This window comes from Amycolatopsis camponoti (genome assembly GCF_902497555.1).
In the GTDB taxonomy this organism is placed as follows: Bacteria; Actinomycetota; Actinomycetes; order Mycobacteriales; family Pseudonocardiaceae; genus Amycolatopsis; species Amycolatopsis camponoti.
On sequence record NZ_CABVGP010000001.1, the window covers coordinates 513,740 to 529,958 of the forward strand.

Annotated in this window: 13 protein-coding genes; 7 read left to right on the forward strand and 6 right to left on the reverse strand. The window is 71.2% G+C overall.

What is annotated here, in order from left to right:
- Positions 1-120: 120 nt before the first annotated feature.
- From AA23TX_RS02520 to AA23TX_RS02535, 4 genes are all read right to left on the reverse strand, one after another.
- Positions 121-1,281 (reverse strand): coiled-coil domain-containing protein, encoded by a 1,161-nt coding sequence (locus AA23TX_RS02520; protein ID WP_155540980.1) that lies wholly within the window; start codon positions 1,279-1,281, stop codon positions 121-123.
- A 116-nt stretch (positions 1,282-1,397) separates the two neighbouring features.
- On the reverse strand, positions 1,398-3,392 hold the full coding sequence (locus AA23TX_RS02525; RefSeq protein ID WP_155540981.1) for an SDR family oxidoreductase: 1,995 nt from the start codon (positions 3,390-3,392) through the stop codon (positions 1,398-1,400).
- A gap of 101 nt (positions 3,393-3,493) precedes the next feature.
- On the reverse strand, positions 3,494-4,162 hold the full coding sequence (locus AA23TX_RS02530; RefSeq protein ID WP_155544206.1) for a class F sortase: 669 nt from the start codon (positions 4,160-4,162) through the stop codon (positions 3,494-3,496).
- Positions 4,163-4,561: 399 nt separating this feature from the next.
- Positions 4,562-6,013: a collagen binding domain-containing protein gene (locus tag AA23TX_RS02535; RefSeq protein ID WP_155540982.1), complete on the reverse strand. Its 1,452-nt coding sequence runs from the start codon at positions 6,011-6,013 to the stop codon at positions 4,562-4,564.
- Between the two features lie 321 nt (positions 6,014-6,334).
- On the opposite strand from AA23TX_RS02535, the gene AA23TX_RS02540 reads away from it, so the two are divergent.
- Together AA23TX_RS02540 and AA23TX_RS02545 are read left to right on the forward strand one after the other, a co-directional pair.
- Positions 6,335-7,168 carry a Bax inhibitor-1/YccA family protein gene (locus AA23TX_RS02540; RefSeq protein ID WP_155540983.1) on the forward strand — a complete coding sequence of 278 codons (834 nt, stop codon included), beginning with the start codon at positions 6,335-6,337 and terminating at the stop codon, positions 7,166-7,168.
- A gap of 166 nt (positions 7,169-7,334) precedes the next feature.
- Positions 7,335-8,054: an LppU/SCO3897 family protein gene (locus AA23TX_RS02545; protein WP_155540984.1), complete on the forward strand. Its 720-nt coding sequence runs from the start codon at positions 7,335-7,337 to the stop codon at positions 8,052-8,054.
- Between the two features lie 88 nt (positions 8,055-8,142).
- Here the strand turns inward: AA23TX_RS02545 and AA23TX_RS02550 are convergent, their stop codons facing one another.
- Complete coding sequence (locus tag AA23TX_RS02550) at positions 8,143-8,463, reverse strand: hypothetical protein (RefSeq protein WP_155540985.1); 321 nt, start codon at positions 8,461-8,463, stop codon at positions 8,143-8,145.
- 277 nt (positions 8,464-8,740) lie between these two features.
- Here AA23TX_RS02550 and AA23TX_RS02555 point away from each other — a divergent pair, with 277 nt between their 5' ends.
- Positions 8,741-10,273: a DHA2 family efflux MFS transporter permease subunit gene (locus AA23TX_RS02555; protein ID WP_155540986.1), complete on the forward strand. Its 1,533-nt coding sequence runs from the start codon at positions 8,741-8,743 to the stop codon at positions 10,271-10,273.
- A gap of 56 nt (positions 10,274-10,329) precedes the next feature.
- Here the strand turns inward: AA23TX_RS02555 and AA23TX_RS02560 are convergent, their stop codons facing one another.
- Positions 10,330-11,550: an acetyl-CoA C-acetyltransferase gene (locus AA23TX_RS02560; protein ID WP_155540987.1), complete on the reverse strand. Its 1,221-nt coding sequence runs from the start codon at positions 11,548-11,550 to the stop codon at positions 10,330-10,332.
- 223 nt (positions 11,551-11,773) lie between these two features.
- Here AA23TX_RS02560 and AA23TX_RS02565 point away from each other — a divergent pair, with 223 nt between their 5' ends.
- From AA23TX_RS02565 to AA23TX_RS02580, 4 genes are all read left to right on the forward strand, one after another.
- Positions 11,774-12,718, forward strand: coding sequence for a pentapeptide repeat-containing protein (locus AA23TX_RS02565; protein ID WP_155540988.1), 945 nt, complete (start codon positions 11,774-11,776; stop codon positions 12,716-12,718).
- Positions 12,719-12,770: 52 nt separating this feature from the next.
- Complete coding sequence (locus AA23TX_RS02570; RefSeq protein ID WP_155540989.1) at positions 12,771-12,932, forward strand: hypothetical protein; 162 nt, start codon at positions 12,771-12,773, stop codon at positions 12,930-12,932.
- A 127-nt stretch (positions 12,933-13,059) separates the two neighbouring features.
- Positions 13,060-14,430: a cystathionine beta-synthase gene (locus AA23TX_RS02575; RefSeq protein ID WP_155540990.1), complete on the forward strand. Its 1,371-nt coding sequence runs from the start codon at positions 13,060-13,062 to the stop codon at positions 14,428-14,430.
- Positions 14,431-14,558: 128 nt separating this feature from the next.
- Positions 14,559-16,091 carry a hypothetical protein gene (locus AA23TX_RS02580; RefSeq protein WP_230862312.1) on the forward strand — a complete coding sequence of 511 codons (1,533 nt, stop codon included), beginning with the start codon at positions 14,559-14,561 and terminating at the stop codon, positions 16,089-16,091.
- Positions 16,092-16,219 lie beyond the last annotated feature (128 nt).

Here is a 16,219-nt window from a genome sequence, read left to right on the forward strand (position 1 = left end):
ACTCGCGCCGGGGCTCCGGAACTGTCGGTGCCCGCCGGTAGCGTGGAAAACGGGGGCTGCTCAGCCCCGGAACGCGACGAAGGCCGCCCCGAAACCTCGGGGCGGCCTTCATGCCGAACCTCAGGAACCCGGCTTGCTCGCCGTCGGTGACAGCGGCTTCACGCCGTTCCCGTTGCCGTTCGCCGGCTTGGTCGCCGGGCCGTGCTGCCTCGGGGCGCTGGCCGGCTTCGCGGCCTGAGCGGGCTTGGGGGCCGCCGGCTTCACCGCCGGCTTCGCCGCGGCCGGGATCGACGGCTGGACCACCGGCACCACCGGGGCCGACGGCGTGGTCGCGGACTCGGGGGAGTCGCCGCCCACCAGCTTGGACGCCTGGGGGATCACCGCTTCCTCCGGCAGCGTCGCCAGCTGGGTCTCGCTGCGGTTGAGGATGTCCTCCGCCGCCGCCAGGCTCTTGCGGGCCTGCTCGCGGATCTCCGCCAGCCGCTCGACCTTGCGGTTCGCCGCCGTCGTGCGCTGGGCCGCCTGGGTCGTCGCCTCGTCGAGCCGGCGGCGGGCCTCCGCCGTGGCCTCGTCGAGCCGCCGCTTGGCCTCCGCCGTCGCCTCCGCGAGCCGGCGCTCGGCCTGGTTCTTGCTCGCCGTGCGCTGGTCGGCGACGTGCTTCTCCAGCGCCGCCTTCTGGGCCGCCAGGGACGCCTCGAACTCGCGCTCGAGCTTCCGCCGCTTCCGCTCGGCCTCGTTGTCCAGCAGTTCGCGCCGCTGGGCCGCCTCGACGGTCAGCCGCTGCACCTCCGCGCGCGTCTCGGCGAGCGCGTTCTCGTGCTCCGAGTGCAGCAGGTCGGCCTGCTTGTCCAGCTCCGCGACGAGCTTCGTGTACCGCTCACGCAGCTTCGTCGACGCCTCGGTCGAGCCCGCCCACGTCTTCTCCGCGGCGGCCTCGGCGCGCTTGATGATCTCGTCCGCGCGGGCCTGCGCGAGCGTGACCGTCCGCTGCATCCGCTCGTCGAGGTCCTCGAGCCGCTCCGGCGGCTTCTTCAGCTCCTCGACGCGCGCTTCCAGCGAAGCCATCTGCGCGCGGATCGACTCGGCTTCGCGGGTCGCGGCGGCGGCCTGCGCCACGGCGGCGTCGCGGTCGCTGAGCACCCGGCGCAGCTGGGCCTCGACGTGGTCGAGGTACTGGCGGACCTCGTTGCGGTCGAAGCCGTGCCAGGCCTGCGTGTATTCACGACGAAGGGGGAGGAGGCCGTTGAGGGCGGTTGCGGCGGGGTCGCGCTCAGGAACCATGCGCCCGACCGTACCCGGGCACCGTCCGCTTACGCCGGTCGGCTTAACAAATCACCAACACGTGTCGCGGGCCGGGCGGCGCGTCGCCGGAATGGCCGTACCCGGAAAACTCTGCGTCACCAATGAAAGCCGCGCGAAAGCCGGGCGAGAGCCATCGCCGCGCGCGAGAGGTGTTTCTCGCCACGCCCGATCTTGAGCCCGCCCGAACCGCCCGCCGCGGTCGAATCCGGGAAAATCCGGAAACCCTGGTACGCGACGGCGTCGGTGAGGCCCGGCGTGAGCGTGTACGCCAGCCCGATCGCCTGCCCGGCCGGCGTCCCGATGTGCTTGGGCCGCTCGACGAGCGCCTTCATCACCATGTCCGCGGCCTGTTCCGGCGACTTCGTCGGGAACGCGTCGTAGATCTTCGTCGGGCGGATCATCGGCGTGCGCACGAGCGGCATGTGGATGGTGGTGAACGTGATCCCGTCGCCGTGCGTCTCGGTCGCCGCGATCCGCGAGAAGTAGTCCAGCGCCGCCTTCGACGCCGCGTACGCCGAGAAGCGCGGCGCGATGCCCTGGACGCCGATCGACGACACGTTCACGATGTGCCCGAACTTCCGCTCCGACATGTGCGGCAGCACCGCGAGGATCAGCCGGACCGCGCCGAAGTAGTTGATCGCCATCGCGCGCTCGTAGTCGTGCATCCGGTCGTACGACAGCCGGATCGACCGGCGGATCGACCGGCCGGCGTTGTTCACCAGCATGTCGATCCGGCCGTGCTCGGCCAGCATCGCGTCGACGGCCTTGTGCACCGAGTCCTCGTCGGTGAGGTCGGCCGGGTACACCGACGCCGTGCCGCCGGCGGCGACGATCTCGTCGCGGACCTCCTCCAGTTCGTGCTGGCGGCGTGCGACGAGCAGCGGGACGCCACCCGCGGCGGCCACCTTCAACGCCGTCGCCCGGCCGATGCCCGAGGACGCGCCGGTGATGATCACGCGGCGGCCGTCCAGCTCGCCGCGCGGGCCGTGCTTGCGCGCGCGGAACGGGTCGAGGTGCTCGCGCCAGTAGCGCCACAGCGTCGGCGCGTACTCCTCCAGCCGCGGCACTTCGACGTTGCCGGCCAGCGCCTTGCGCGTCTCGGCCGAGGAGAACACCGACGGGAACGCCATGGTCTCCAGCAGCACCGGCGGGATGCCGAACCGTTCCATCACGGCGTCGCGGGCGATGGTGACGCCGGGGATATGCTCGGTCAGCTTGACCAGCCCGACGATCCGCTTCGAGAGCCCCTCGCCGAGCTGCACGGTGATCGTCGGCGCGCCCGCGGCCTTCGCGAAGGCGTTGTAGACGGAAACGACCGGCTGCGGCTCGGGGTTGACCAGGTGGAAGGCGTGGCCGTCCAGCCCGGGCTTGACGACCAGCTCCAGCAGCGCCTTGGCGACGTAGTCGACCGGCACGATGTTGGTGTCGCCGAGGTCCGGGCCGACGAGCGGCAGGACGTCCGGCAGCCCGGCGAGCCGGTTGATGGCGGGGAAGAGGTAGTACGGGCCGTCGATCTTGTCCATCTCGCCGGTCTCGGAGTGCCCGACGACGACCGCGGGCCGGTAGACCCGCCACGGCACCTGGTCCTGCTCGCGGACGATCTTCTCGGCCTCGAACTTGGTCCGGTGGTACGGCGTGACCAGCCGCTGCCCGGCGTCGAACATCTCCTCGGTGAAGACGCCTTCGTGGTCGCCCGCGACGGCCACCGAAGACACGTGGTGCAGGCAGCCGGCGCGCAGGTCCGCGGCGAGGCCGACGACCTCGCGCGTGCCGTCCACGTTGGCCTTGATGCTTTCTTCGTCGTCGGCGGTGAGGTCGTAGAGCGCGGCCAGGTGCACGACGTGGTCGACGCCGCCGCGCAGCGCGTCGCGGTCCGTTTCGGACACGCCGAGCAGCGGCTCGCCGAGGTCGCCGGTGACCAGCGTGACGCGGTCGGAGTGCGGCCACTGGTCGACCAGCGCGGCCAGCTTCGCCTTCGACGACGCGCGCACGAGCAGCGCGACGCGGTCCTCGTCGGGACGGGAGAGCAGCAGCCGGGTGAACTGGCGCCCGATCAGTCCGGTCGCCCCGGTCACCAAGAACGTCGCCATCGTCTCCACACCTCTCACCGCCGTCGCCTGACCCTGGGCATTCTGCTGCATGGCGACGTCACTGACCACCGTGCCGAAACGTGATGTTACCCACGAGTAACTTATGCGGGGTCCGCGATGACGACGCGGTTCTCCTCGTAGCCGTCCGAACCGCCCACCCAGCGGCCGCCGCACGTCACCAGCACCACGCGGTGCGGGCCGGACTGGCCGAACAGGTCGTCGGCCCGCCCGGGCAGGTCGTCCTTGTGCACGGTGACCAGCTGGGAGACGCGGTACCGCCAGGTCTTGCCCGCACTGTCCACAATGGTCACCACGCCGCCGATCCCCGCGTTCCAGAGCTCGGCGAACGGCCCGGTGGCGCCCCGCCAGTTCACGTGCCCGGCGAAGACGCTCGCCCCACCGGCGGCATCGAGCCCGGCGCCCCACCAGGTCGCCTGGCCGAGGTCGTCCGGGATGGGCAGCTCACCGCCGGGGCCGAGGTCCTTGCGCACGAGCGCGGCGGTGCCCCCGGCGGGCAGCCGGACGGTGCCGGGCTGTTGCGGAGGCGGAGCCGGCGGCGGTTTCGACGTCTCGGCGGCCGGCGCGGCGGGCGCGGCGCTCGTGGCCGCCGGCGGCGGCGCGGGTGTCGAGGGGCGGGCCGCCGGAGCGGCAGCGCCCGCGGCGGGCAGCGCGGTCCCGCCCACGACGGCGACCGGCGGCGAGGTGACGACGGTGGAGCCGAACTGGACGGCGAGCACCGTGGCCGCCCCGAGCGCGAAGCCGGCGACCAGCCGGCCCCGCTTCGGCTTCGGCCGCGCCCACGGGTCGGCACGGCCGCTCGCCGCCGGGACCGGTCCGGGTCCGGCCCAGCCGTCGGTGCCGCTGGTCCGGCCACCTGTGCTGTCGGCTGCCGTCGCGCGACTGCCGTCGCCCGCTCGCGGGTCGCTTGCTCGCCAGTAGGCGTCGGGTTGTCCGCCGTCGGCTCGCCAGTCGGCGCTGGGTTGTCCGCTGTCGGCTGCTTGCCAGTCGGTACCGGGTTGTCCGCCGTCGGCTTGCCAGTAGGCGTCGGGTTGCCCGCCGTCGGCTCGCCAGTCGGCACCGGGCCGGGCCTCCTCGGCGTGCCCCACCCCCCGATGCCACTCGTCGATGAACCAGCTGTCGCCCTGCCAGTCTTCGCTCGCCATCCCGGACTACCTGCGCGAAGCCCGCCGCGCGGCGAAGCCGGCCAGTCCGGCGCCCAGCAGCACCAGCAGGCCGAGCCCGGCCAGGCCCGGCGTGGAGTAGCTCGTCTCGACCACGCCCCGCGCCCGCACGACCGGCGCGTCGCCGGCCGGGATCGCGCGCGGCACCTCGTTCGGCTTGTTCACCACCGTCAGCGCGAGCGTCTCGCCCGGCTTCACCGTGCCGCACGCCGATGGCGGGTTCTTCGGGTCGTACGCGTTCGTGTACCCCGGCGGCGGCCCGGCCTCCACGACGCAGATCTCCTGCGGCGCGCGGAGGTTCTCGACCGTCACACCGCCGGTCGTGCCGTCGGTGGTGACGACCGCGGGCTTGCCGTCGGCGCCGGTGAGCGGCTTGCCGTCCTGGCCGAGCGCGGCCGTCGCCTTGTCCTTGCCGGTGATCCGCAGGACCGCGCCGCCGACGCCCTTGCCCGTCGTCGCGTCGGTCTTCGTCACCTTCACCTGGCCCGGCTTCGCCACGCTGACCACACCCTGCGCGGTCAGCTCCTTCTCGCCGCCGGTGGAGACGACGCGCTGCTTCGCGGTGTCGACCGGCGCCCGCACGTACGGCCGGTCGGCCGGCGCGGCCAGCGACGCGACGAGCTTCGGCCGCTCACCCGTCGGGGTCAGCTTCACCTGGACGGTGCCGTCGGCGCCGGTCTTGAGCGTGACGTCCTTCGCGGCGGCCTGCGGACTCGAGTTCCCCGCGGTGGCGGCCGGGTCCTCGCCGGCCGTCGCGGCGGTGGCCGTCAGCTTCACCGGGACGTCCGGGACGCCCTTGCCCTTCGCGTTCTTGACGGTGACCGTCCAGGCGGCGGGTTCGCCGAGGTGCTGCTCGCCTTCGGGGGTGGTCACCGAGGCCGTCCACGGGCCGCGGCCGGCTTCCGCCTCGGTCCGCAGCTTTCCGACGGCGGCCTGGGCGCCCGCGGGCAGGTGCGTCAGGTGGTACGGCGCGTCGTAGCCGAGCTTCGCGGCGGGCAGCGACGGGTCGAGGTCCGCGGGCGTGCGCGGCGCCGAGGTCCAGGAGTGCAGCAGGTGGGCCAGCGCCGCGGCCTCGTCCGGGTCCTTCGTGCCGCCGTAGCGCAGCAGCAGGTAGGAGATGTCCGCCGCCTGGCCGGACGGCAGCTTCGTGCCCCACTTCGTGAGCAGCTCGTCGCCCGGCTTGTACTTCTCGTCGGTGTCCGGCGCCTTCAGCTGGAAGCTCACGCAGAACACCTGCTGGCCGCCGACGACGTAGGACCCCAGCCAGTTGCGGGACCCGGTGCCGTCCTGGCCGGGCTCGACCGCGTGGCCGATGCCTTCCCGGCTCGCGGCGGACGCGGCGGGGGCACCGGTGGTGATGGAGAGCGCGCCGAGCAGGGTCGCGGCGACCAGGCCGGTGAGCGCGCGGCGGCCCGCGCGCGGGCGTGTTGACCACCTCATGATGTGCAGGCTCCTTGTTCGGGACGCGCGGCGACGGCGAATGCGTCTCCGCAGGTCACACGATTGATCAACTCCCCGACGCGCGTTCGGTGAACAACCGGGCACGCGAAGTGAGCGTCGCGCCGAGAGGGCCGGACTGTCTACCGCCCTTCGGGTGGCGGCGGTCGAGCGGTCGTGATCTCGGTCGCATACGGTGTCTGCCGTGGCCACGGGCCTGCCGTCGAGTAAAGTTGTCTTTACTCGACGGGAACCGCACGTACCCGGCGGTCGTTGAACCCGATGCAGCGTCGATCCACGAAGCAGCAGATCCAGGAGGATCAGGTGCGTTCCAGTAGCAACCCGGCGTTCCGCAACCTGCCCCACGGCGGAACCCAGACTCAAGGGCAGTACGGGCCCCCGGTGGGCTTCAACCAGACCCAGGGCGGCGTGCCCGGGTACGGACCCGGGCAGGTCACCTCCGGCGACGACGACCGCCCGATGACCGTCGACGACGTCGTCGTCAAGACCGGCATGAGCCTCGGCGTCGCGCTGCTCGTCGGGGTCGTCACCGCGATCTGGGCCCAGAACCAGCTGGCCGAGACCGGCCGGCTCTCCGGTGCCCTCATCGGCGCGATGATCGGCGGCCTGATCGTCGGGCTCGTCATCTCGCTGGTGATCATCTTCAAGCAGAAGCCGAGCGGCCCGCTGACGCTGGCGTACTCGGCCGCCGAAGGACTCTTCCTCGGCGCGTTGAGCGGCGTGTTCGAGGCGATCTACCCGGGCATCGCGCTGCAGGCGATCATCGGCACCGTCGGTGTCTTCATCGGCATGCTGGTGGTCTACAAGACCGGCGCGGTCAAGGTGACGCCGAAGCTCACCAAGTGGATCGTCGGGGCCGTCGTCGGCGTCGCGGTCCTGATGCTGTTCAACCTGATCAGCTCGTTCGCCTTCGGGTTCAACCCGCTGCGCGACGGCAGCCCGCTCGCCATCGCCTTCAGCATCCTGTGCATCGGCATCGCGGCGTTCAGCTTCCTGCTCGACTTCGACCAGGCCGACCGGATGATCCGCGAGGGCATGCCGTCGAAGTGGGCCTGGTACACGGCGTTCGGCCTGATGACGACGCTCGTCTGGCTGTACCTGGAGATCCTGCGGCTGCTGTCCTACCTCCGCGATTGACCTGGCTCACCGTTTCCGGCTGATTACTCAGTGAAGGCGCTCCGTAACCAACGGGGCGCCTTTTCTGTGGGTAATTCGTGCATATGGGGACCCCGGTGCGGAGTGTGCTCACCCTCCGTGTTGGATATGCCGGTCGGTTCTCAATTTCACATGTGTGAGGTTCACAGTGAGCGTTCCCCCTCCGGCCCCCGGGGGCCAGCAGCCGGTGGGTCAGCCCGATCCCTATGGGCCGCCTCCCGGCGGTCAGCCGCAGCAGCAGTACGGCCAGCCGGGCCAGTACGGCACCCCGCCCGGCACTCCGCCGCAGGGCATGCCCGGCCAGTACGGCCCGCCGCCCGGACAGCCCGGCTTCCCGCCCGCGCCGCCGGTTCCGCCGAAGAAGTCGAAGGCGCTGTGGATCCGCCTCGGCATCGTCGCGCTCATCGTGATCGTCGGCGGCATCGTGGCGGTCGTCAAGTTCACGAGCGCGCCGGAAAACGCCGCGGTGGGCGAATGCCTGAGCGTCGCCGAGTTCACCGAGATCACCAGCAAGAACATGCCGGAAAAGGTCGCCTGCGGCGATCAGTCGGCGAACGTGCTGGTCGCGGCGAAGCAGAACGGCACGGGCGCCCAGTGCCCGGGCGACGGCTACATCGAGCTCACCGTCGACCGCCCGGCGAGCACCATGTGCATGATCCCGAACGTCAAGCAGGGTGAGTGCTTCACGAACTTCCCGGACGGGCCGAAGGCCTTCAGCCGCGTGGCGTGCACCGACCCGTCGGCCTCGGCCGAGTTCGTCAAGGTCGCGGCGGTGAACGACCGGGCCCAGTGCGACGGAACCGACGCCGACGGTGTGCTCGCCTATTCGACCCCGCCGACGACTTTCTGTTTCAAGACGAAGAAGTGACCCGGGCCGGGTGACGCGTGGTCCAGGGAAATCCCGGCGTCGGGGCCGGGATTCCCCTGGATTCGCCGTCGCCGGTGTTCAGGTGGAACTAGAACGAGTAGACGTCACAGACCACCTTCGTGGACACGTCGTCCCACTCGGCCGGGGCCCAGGACACGAAGTACGTGCGGAAGTAGTGGTACGGCGCGGGAATCCCGCTCGGTACGACGTGCTTGTACTCCGAGTGGAACTCCCACTGGAGCGGCGTCTGAACCTGGTTGACCGGGTCGCACTTCGGTGGCGGGATCGCGCCCGGTGGCGGCCGGAAAGCCGCGTCGGCGCCGGCGGCGTCCGAAACGCCGGTGAGCAATGCGAGGGCGCCGGTGGTGGCGGCGATTACCGCCCCGGTGCGCCGAAGGAAAGTCTTCAAGAAACCCCTCATTTCTTGACCCTTTTCTCGAATGTGCGCACAAGAATGTGCGCACCTCTCGACCTTATTTCGGCCTGACCGGGCTGTCAACAACTCTTGTGATCTTGACTCGGGTGGTCTATCACCAACCAGCTCGGCACTCGGATCGGGCTGAAGCTGCGGCCGCCGTTCGGCCTCACGAACCCGGTGCCGGCCGACAGCATCCGCTGAGACGCGTTTTGTCGGTGGCCCCCGGTAGCCTCGCGGACGAATCCACGAAACCGGGGGAATTCTCCAGATGACTACGCAAAGAACCGGCGCGGCGCCGAACGGTGACGCGCTCGACGCCGGTGTGCTCAAGGTGGCCTCCGTGGTCGTCCTCGGCGCCATCATGGCGATCCTGGACACCACGGTCGTCAACGTCGCGCTGCAGAAGCTGACGATCGAGTTCTCGACTTCGTTCGACGTCATCCAGTGGGTCGCCACGGGCTACCTGCTGGCGCTGGCGACCGTGATCCCGGTCACCGGCTGGGCGTCCGACCGCTTCGGCACCAAGCGTCTCTACATGCTCGCGATCGTGCTGTTCCTGGCCGGCTCGATGCTCGCGGGGGCGGCCTGGAACATCGAAACGCTGATCGTCTTCCGCGTCCTGCAGGGCTTCGGCGGCGGCATGCTGATGCCGTGCGGCATGACGATCCTGACCCGCGCGGCCGGCCCGCAGCGGATCGGGCGGGTGATGGCGGTGCTGGGCGTGCCGATGCTGCTCGGCCCGATCGGCGGCCCGATCCTCGGCGGCTGGCTGGTCGACGCGGTCAGCTGGCGCTGGATCTTCTTCATCAACGTGCCGATCGGCATCGTCACGCTGCTGCTGTCGTGGCGGCTGCTGCCGAAGGACGAACCGGAAGCCGCCGGGCGCTTCGACTTCATCGGCATGCTGATGGTTTCGCCGGGGCTGGCGGCGCTGATCTTCGGCGTTTCGAAGATCCCGTCCGCGGGCGGGTTCGGCGCGGTCGAGGTGTGGCTGCCGGTGCTGGCCGGGGTGGTGCTGCTGGTCGCGTTCGTCGTGCGCGCGCTCCGCGTGCCGAACCCGCTGGTGGACCTGCGGCTGTTCAAGAACCGGTCGTTCACGATCGCGATGGTGACGATGTCGCTGTTCTTCGTCGCGTTCCTCGGCGGGATGATGCTGCTGCCGACGTACTTCCTGCTGGTGCGCGGCGAAACGACGTTGCACGCGGGGCTGCTGCTCGCCCCGCAGGGCTTCGGCGCGATGATCATGATGCCGATCACCGGCCGCCTGGCCGACAAGGTGGGCGCGCGCCGGATCGTGCTGCCGGGCATGGTGCTGCTCGTCGGCTCGATGGCGATGCTGACCCAGGTCACGGCGACCACGCCGTACTGGATCCTGCTGTCGGCGCTGTTCGTGATGGGCCTCGGCATGGGCTGCACGATGATGCCGATCACGACGTCGGCCCTGCAGACGCTCCAGCCGAAGGACATGGCCCGGGCCTCGACGGCGACGAACATCGTCCAGCAGACGGCGGGCGCGATCGGTTCGGCGGTGATGGCGACGATCCTGGCGGCCCTGCTGGCGGGCAAGTTCGGCGTCCCGACGGCCCAGGGCCAGCTGGCGGCGACGGCGGCGATCTTCAACCCGGAGACGCACACGGCGGCGACCGGCCTGGCGGCGGACGCGTTCTCGACGACGTTCGTGTGGTCGCTGGTCCTGGTGGTGCTGTGCGTGATCCCGGCGCTGTTCCTGCCGAAGTCCCGCCCGGCCGTGCCGTCGTCCTCGGAAGGGGACGAGGTCACCCCGCCGGTGATGGTCCACTAGCGCCGAAGGCCACCTCGAGTCGCCTCGAGGTGGCCTTCGCGCAGGGCTTCAGCAGGTCAGGAGAGGCGTTCGATGATCAGCGCCATGCCCTGGCCGCCGCCCACGCACATCGTCTCCAGGCCGAACTGCTTGTCGTGGTGCTGCAGCGAGTTGATCAGCGTCGACGTGATGCGCGCGCCCGTCATGCCGAACGGGTGGCCCACCGCGATCGCGCCGCCGTTGACGTTCAGGCGGTCGAGGTCGATGCCCAGGTCGCGGTACGACGGGATCACCTGCGCCGCGAACGCCTCGTTGATCTCCACCAGGTCGATGTCGCCGATCGACAGCCCCGCGCGGGACAGCGCCTGCTTGGACGCCTCCACCGGGCCGTAGCCCATGATCTCCGGCGAAAGGCCCGTCACGCCGGTCGACACGATCCGCGCCAGCGGCGTCAGGCCCAGCTCGCGCGCCTTCGTGTCGGACATGATGACCAGCGCCGCCGCGCCGTCGTTGAGGGCGCAGCAGTTGCCCGCCGTCACGCGGCCGTCCGGGCGGAACACCGGCTTGAGGCCGGAGACGCCTTCGATGGTGACGCCCGCGCGCGGGCCGTCGTCCTTCGAGACGACCGTGCCGTCCGCGAGCGTGACCGGGGTGATGTCCTTGGCCCAGAAGCCGTCGGCGATGGCCTTCTCGGCCAGGTTCTGCGAGCGGACGCCGAACTCGTCCATCTCCTCGCGCGTGACGCCCTTCTGCCGCGCCAGGTTCTCCGCGGTCTGGCCCATCGCGATGTAGACGTCCGGGACGTCCCCCGAGGTGCGCGGGTCGGTCCAGCTGTCGGTGCCGGACTCGGCGGTCGCCGCGGTCCGCTTCTCGGCGTCGGCGAACAGCGGGTTGTGCGTGTCCGGCCACGAGTCCGAGCTGCCCTTGGCGAACCGCGAGACGGTCTCGACACCGGCCGAGATGAAGACGTCGCCCTCGCCGGCCTTGATCGCGTGGAACGCCATCCGGGTGGTCTGCAAGCTGGACGAGCAGTAGCGCGTGATGGTGCAGCCGGGCAGGTGGTCGTAGCCCAGCTCGACGGCGACGGCACGGCCCATGTTGAACCCGGACTCGCCGCCCGGCAGGCCGCAGCCCAGCATCAGGTCGTCGATGTCGGTGGGGTCGAGCTGCGGCACCTTGGCCAGTGCCGCCTGGATCATCTGCACGGTCAGGTCGTCGGGCCGCATGCTGACCAGCGAGCCCTTCCCGGCGCGGCCGATCGGCGAGCGAGCGGTGGAGACGATGACGGCTTCAGGCATGACGTGACACATCCTCGTATCGCGAGCTAAGCGTGCTAAGCGGTTGCTCACCATACTGCCGCGCCGGGCGCCGCCGGAAAAGCCGAACGCGGTGTGAGCTTCTCCGCGGCGCCCGGCGGTTCCGGCCCGCCGGGGGTGACTCGCACGGCCGGACTGCGCGGTTCAGGCGAAAACGCCCGTTCACTACATCGGCTGACGTCCGCCGCTGGCAAGATCGCCGGCCATGGGGACCGAAGCGCGGGTGCTGCGGACGAGGACGATCCTGCTGTGGGGCGCCGGGCTGCTGGTGGTCACCGCGCTCGCCGCCACCCTGTTGCTGACCCTCCTCGGCGGCGGCCGCCCGGAGGACTCCGCCCGGCTGGACGCCCTCAGGACCGCCGCCAACATCGTCGTCGGCACCGGGGGCGCCGCCGCGCTGCTGCTCGCCGCGCGCCGGCAACGATCGGCCGAGCTGGACCTCGTGCAGAAAGACCACGACGCCACCGAACGGCGGATCACCGAGATCTACGGCAAGGCCGCCGACCAGCTCGGCAGCGACAAGGCGCCGGTCCGCCTCGCCGGCCTCTACTCCCTCGAACGGCTCGCCGCGGGGTATGCCGAAAACCGGCAGACGATCGTCAACGTCCTCTGCGCCTACCTGCGGATGCCGTACGCGCCCGGCGACGAAGACCTCGAGGAGCTGCAGGTCCGCAAGACCGCGCAGCGCATCCTCCTGCTGCACCTGCGGCCCGGCCCGCCCGAGGCGCCGAGCGGTGCCTTCTGGCCCGACGTCGACCTCGACTTCTCGGGCGCCGAGCTGGTCGGGCTGAACCTCACGCACTGCGTGATCCGCTCGATCGTCTGCTACGAGACCACGTTCTCCGAACTGACGTCCTTCCGCGGCACCGAATTCCGCACCAAAGCGGATTTCAACAAGGCCTGGTTCACGGACCGCGTCGATTTCCGCGGAACCGTTTTCGGCGGCGAACGCGATTCCTTCAACGGCGCCGTTTTCGCAGGTCCGGCCGATTTCGGCAAGAAGTCCGCCGCGCGGCTCGCGGGTGCGCGGGCTCAACGGGGGTTTCCCCGGACCTGGCCCCAGGATTGGGAAGAACGGCCGCTCGCGGACCAGCCCGACCAGGCGGAATTGACACGAAAGGGTGATCCCGGGCAACCGCCCGCCCGATAGCATCGTGTCCTCAGTGAAGTCGCCGTTCCACGACACGGGAGGTGAACTGGCGATGATGACCGGATGGGCCGCCCGCGGGGCGTCCCTGGTGCTGCGGACGGGCTGCCGCGTGCCGATCGGCGCCGGGCGGACCCTCCGGGACGGGATGACGGCTCAGCGTGCGGCGGCCCTCGGGCCGAATCCGGCGTGGACGGGTTGCTTGGTGGCGGCCTGAGCTCTTCGCCGGGCGGTCCGACCTCGCCACCGCTGCCCGGCATCGCCGACGCGCACCCGGAGGCCCCCGGACCCCGATCCGGCGTGAGGTGGACAACGCCACCGGTGCGCCGTTTAGGCTGGCGGTCGTGGAGTACGCAGAGCACATCGCAGACCTCGTGGGCAACACCCCGCTGGTCAAGCTGAACTCGTTGACCAAGGGGCTCAAGCCGCTCGTGCTGGCCAAGGTCGAGTACCTGAACCCGGGTGGCTCGGTCAAGGACCGCATCGCGCTGCGCATGATCGAAGCCGCCGAAGCCTCGGGCGAGCTGCGCCCCGGCGGCACGATCGTGGAGCCGACGTCCGGCAACACCGGCGTCGGGCTGGCCATGGTCGCGCAGCGCAAGGGCTACCACTGCGTCTTCGTCTGCCCGGACAAGGTCAGTGAAGACAAGCGCAACGTCCTCAAGGCCTACGGCGCCCGCGTCGTGGTGTGCCCGACCGCGGTGGCGCCCGAGCACCCGGACTCCTACTACAACGTCTCCGACCGCCTGGTCCGCGAGATCGACGGCGCCTGGAAGCCCAACCAGTACGCCAACGCGCAGAACCCGGAGAGCCACTACCTCTCCACCGGCCCCGAGCTGTGGAAGCAGACCGACGGCAAGATCACGCACTTCGTCGCGGGCGTCGGCACCGGCGGCACGATCTCCGGCACCGGCCGCTACCTCAAGGAGGTCAGCGACGGCCGCGTGCGGGTGGTCGGCGCCGACCCGGAGGGCTCGGTCTACTCCGGCGGCAGCGGCCGGCCGTACCTGGTCGAGGGCGTCGGCGAGGACTTCTGGCCGGACACCTACGACCGCAAGGTCGCCGACGAGATCATCCCGGTCTCCGACGCCCACTCGTTCCAGATCACCCGGCGGCTCGCGCTCGAGGAGGGCCTGCTGGTCGGCGGCTCCTGCGGGATGGCCGTCGCCGCCGCGCTGGAGCTCGCCGAGCGGCTCACCGAGGACGACGTCGTGGTCGTGCTGCTGCCCGACGGCGGCCGCGGCTACCTGACGAAGGTGTTCAACGACACCTGGATGTCCTCCTACGGCTTCCTGCCCCCCGACTCCTCGGGCGCGACGGTCGCCGACGTGCTCACGAAGAAGAGCGGCTCGCTGCCGTCGCTGGTGCACTCGCACCCCAACGAGACGGTCGCCGAGGCCATCGCGATCCTGGCCGAGTTCGACGTCAGCCAGATGCCCGTGGTCAGCGCGGAGCCGCCGGTGATGGCGGCCGAGGTCGTCGGCGCGGTCAACGAGCGCGACCTGCTCGACGCGCTGTTCACCGGCAAGGCGCAGCTGGCCGACCGGCTCGAGCGGCACATGTCCCCGCCGCTGCCGACGATCGGCGGCGGTGAGCAGGTGAGCGCCGCGATGACGGCGCTCGAGGGTGCCGACGGCGCGCTCGTGCTGGTCGACGGCAAGCCGGCCGGGGTCGTCACCCGGCACGACCTCCTGGGCTTCCTCGCCGGCCGCTGAGCAGGAGCTGTGAAAGTCCTTCATCGGCGCACCGGGCCGGGGCGTTACGAGCGCCCTGCCGGGTGATCCGATAGCGTGAGCGCAAATAGAACACTTTCGCGTCCTCGTCAAGGGGGTTCAAGACCCACATGAGTGCACCGCAGCCACCGAACCAGCCGTGGGGTGGCGGCCAGCCACCTCAGGGCCCGCCGAGTGGCGCCCAGCCGCAGCAGGACAACCCGTTCGGCAGCCCGGAACCGACCCAGGTCGTGCAGCCCGCCCAGCCACAGGGCGGTTCCCCGTTCGGGGAGACGCCCGAACCGACGCAGGTCGTCCAGCCGGGTCACCCGGGTGACGGCGGGGCGGGCGCGACCCAGGCGATGCCGCCGGTCGACGCGAACGCGACGCAGTGGGTGAACCCGGCGGGCGGCGGCGACGCCCCGGTCGCGGACTCCACGCAGCTGGTCCCGCCGGGCTCCCAGCCGCCGGCGATCCCGTACACCCCGCCGCCGAGCGCGGCCGACAACCCGGCCGCGGCGTTCGGCCAGCAGCCGGGCGGCTACGGCCAGCCGGGGGGCGGTTTCGGTCAGCCGGGGCAGCCCGGTCAGCCCGGCGGGTTCGGCCAGCAGCCGGGCTACGGCCAGCCGGGCCAGCAGCCCGGTCAGCCGCAGCAGGGCTTCGGCGGTCCCGGGTTCGGCGGACCGCAGCAGCCCGGTTTCGGCGGTCAGCCGCCGCAGTTCGGCGGCCCGTCCGCCGGGGGCAACGGCCTGTTCGGCTACATCGCCGGTGGCGTGGTGGCCCTGCTGGGCCTGATCGCGCTGATCATCGCGTTCAGCTACATGGGCGACGCGAGCGACTACTCGAAGATCTTCGACCTCGCTCCGGACCAGGCGGCCATCGACAAGGTGCTCGACGCGGCCGGGATCATCGGCCCGGGCCTCGTCTGGTTCTACGTGGTCATGATCCTGCTGGGCGCGCTGATCTCCCTCGCCGGCGGCGTCGGGCTGGCGCTCGTGGGCAAGCTGGGCGGGATCAAGAAGTTCGTCCCGATCGCGATCGTCGCGGGTGGTGCGCTCCTCACGGTCTTCGCGCTGCTGCTCAAGATCGGGATGACGCCGAACGCCGAGACGCTCTCGCAGGCCTCCGCGTCCGAGCGGGACACCTTCGGCCTCGGCCTGCCGCCGCTGATCCTCGGCGTGCTCATCCTCATCGTGGGTGTGCTCGGGTTCATCCCGGCGACGCAGCAGTTCGTCGGCCTCGGTGACGGCGGTGCCACGCCGGGCGGGCCGCAGGGCTTCGGCGGGCCGCCGCAGGGCGGCTTCGGTGCCCCGCAGCAGCAGGGCGGGTTCGGCCAGCCGGGTCAGCCCGGTCAGCCGGGCGGGTTCGGCCAGCCTGGTCAGCCTGGCGGCTACGGACAGCCGGGACAGGGTTACGGCCAGCCCCCGGGCTACGGCCAGCCGGGCGGGCCCAACCCGTCCAGCGGCGGGTTCCCGCAGCCGTCGAGCGGGGGTTTCCCGCAGCCGGGCCAGCAGCCGGGCGGCTACGGCCAGCCGGGCCAGCACCAGGGCTACCCGCAGCAGCCGGGGCAGCCGCCGCAGGGCTGGGGCCAGCCCCCTGGCCAGCAGGGACCGCCGAGCGGCGGGTTCGGCCAGCCCGGCCAGCCGCCGCAGCAGCAGTGGTGAACTAGGACCGCATTCGTGCCCCGGAGCCCATTCGGCTCCGGGGCACGCTGCATTGAGCACCCAGTACTTAATTGTCCGAAAAGGACAATTGCGCGCTATCGCGGGTCATCCGGATCCCGTGACAGCAT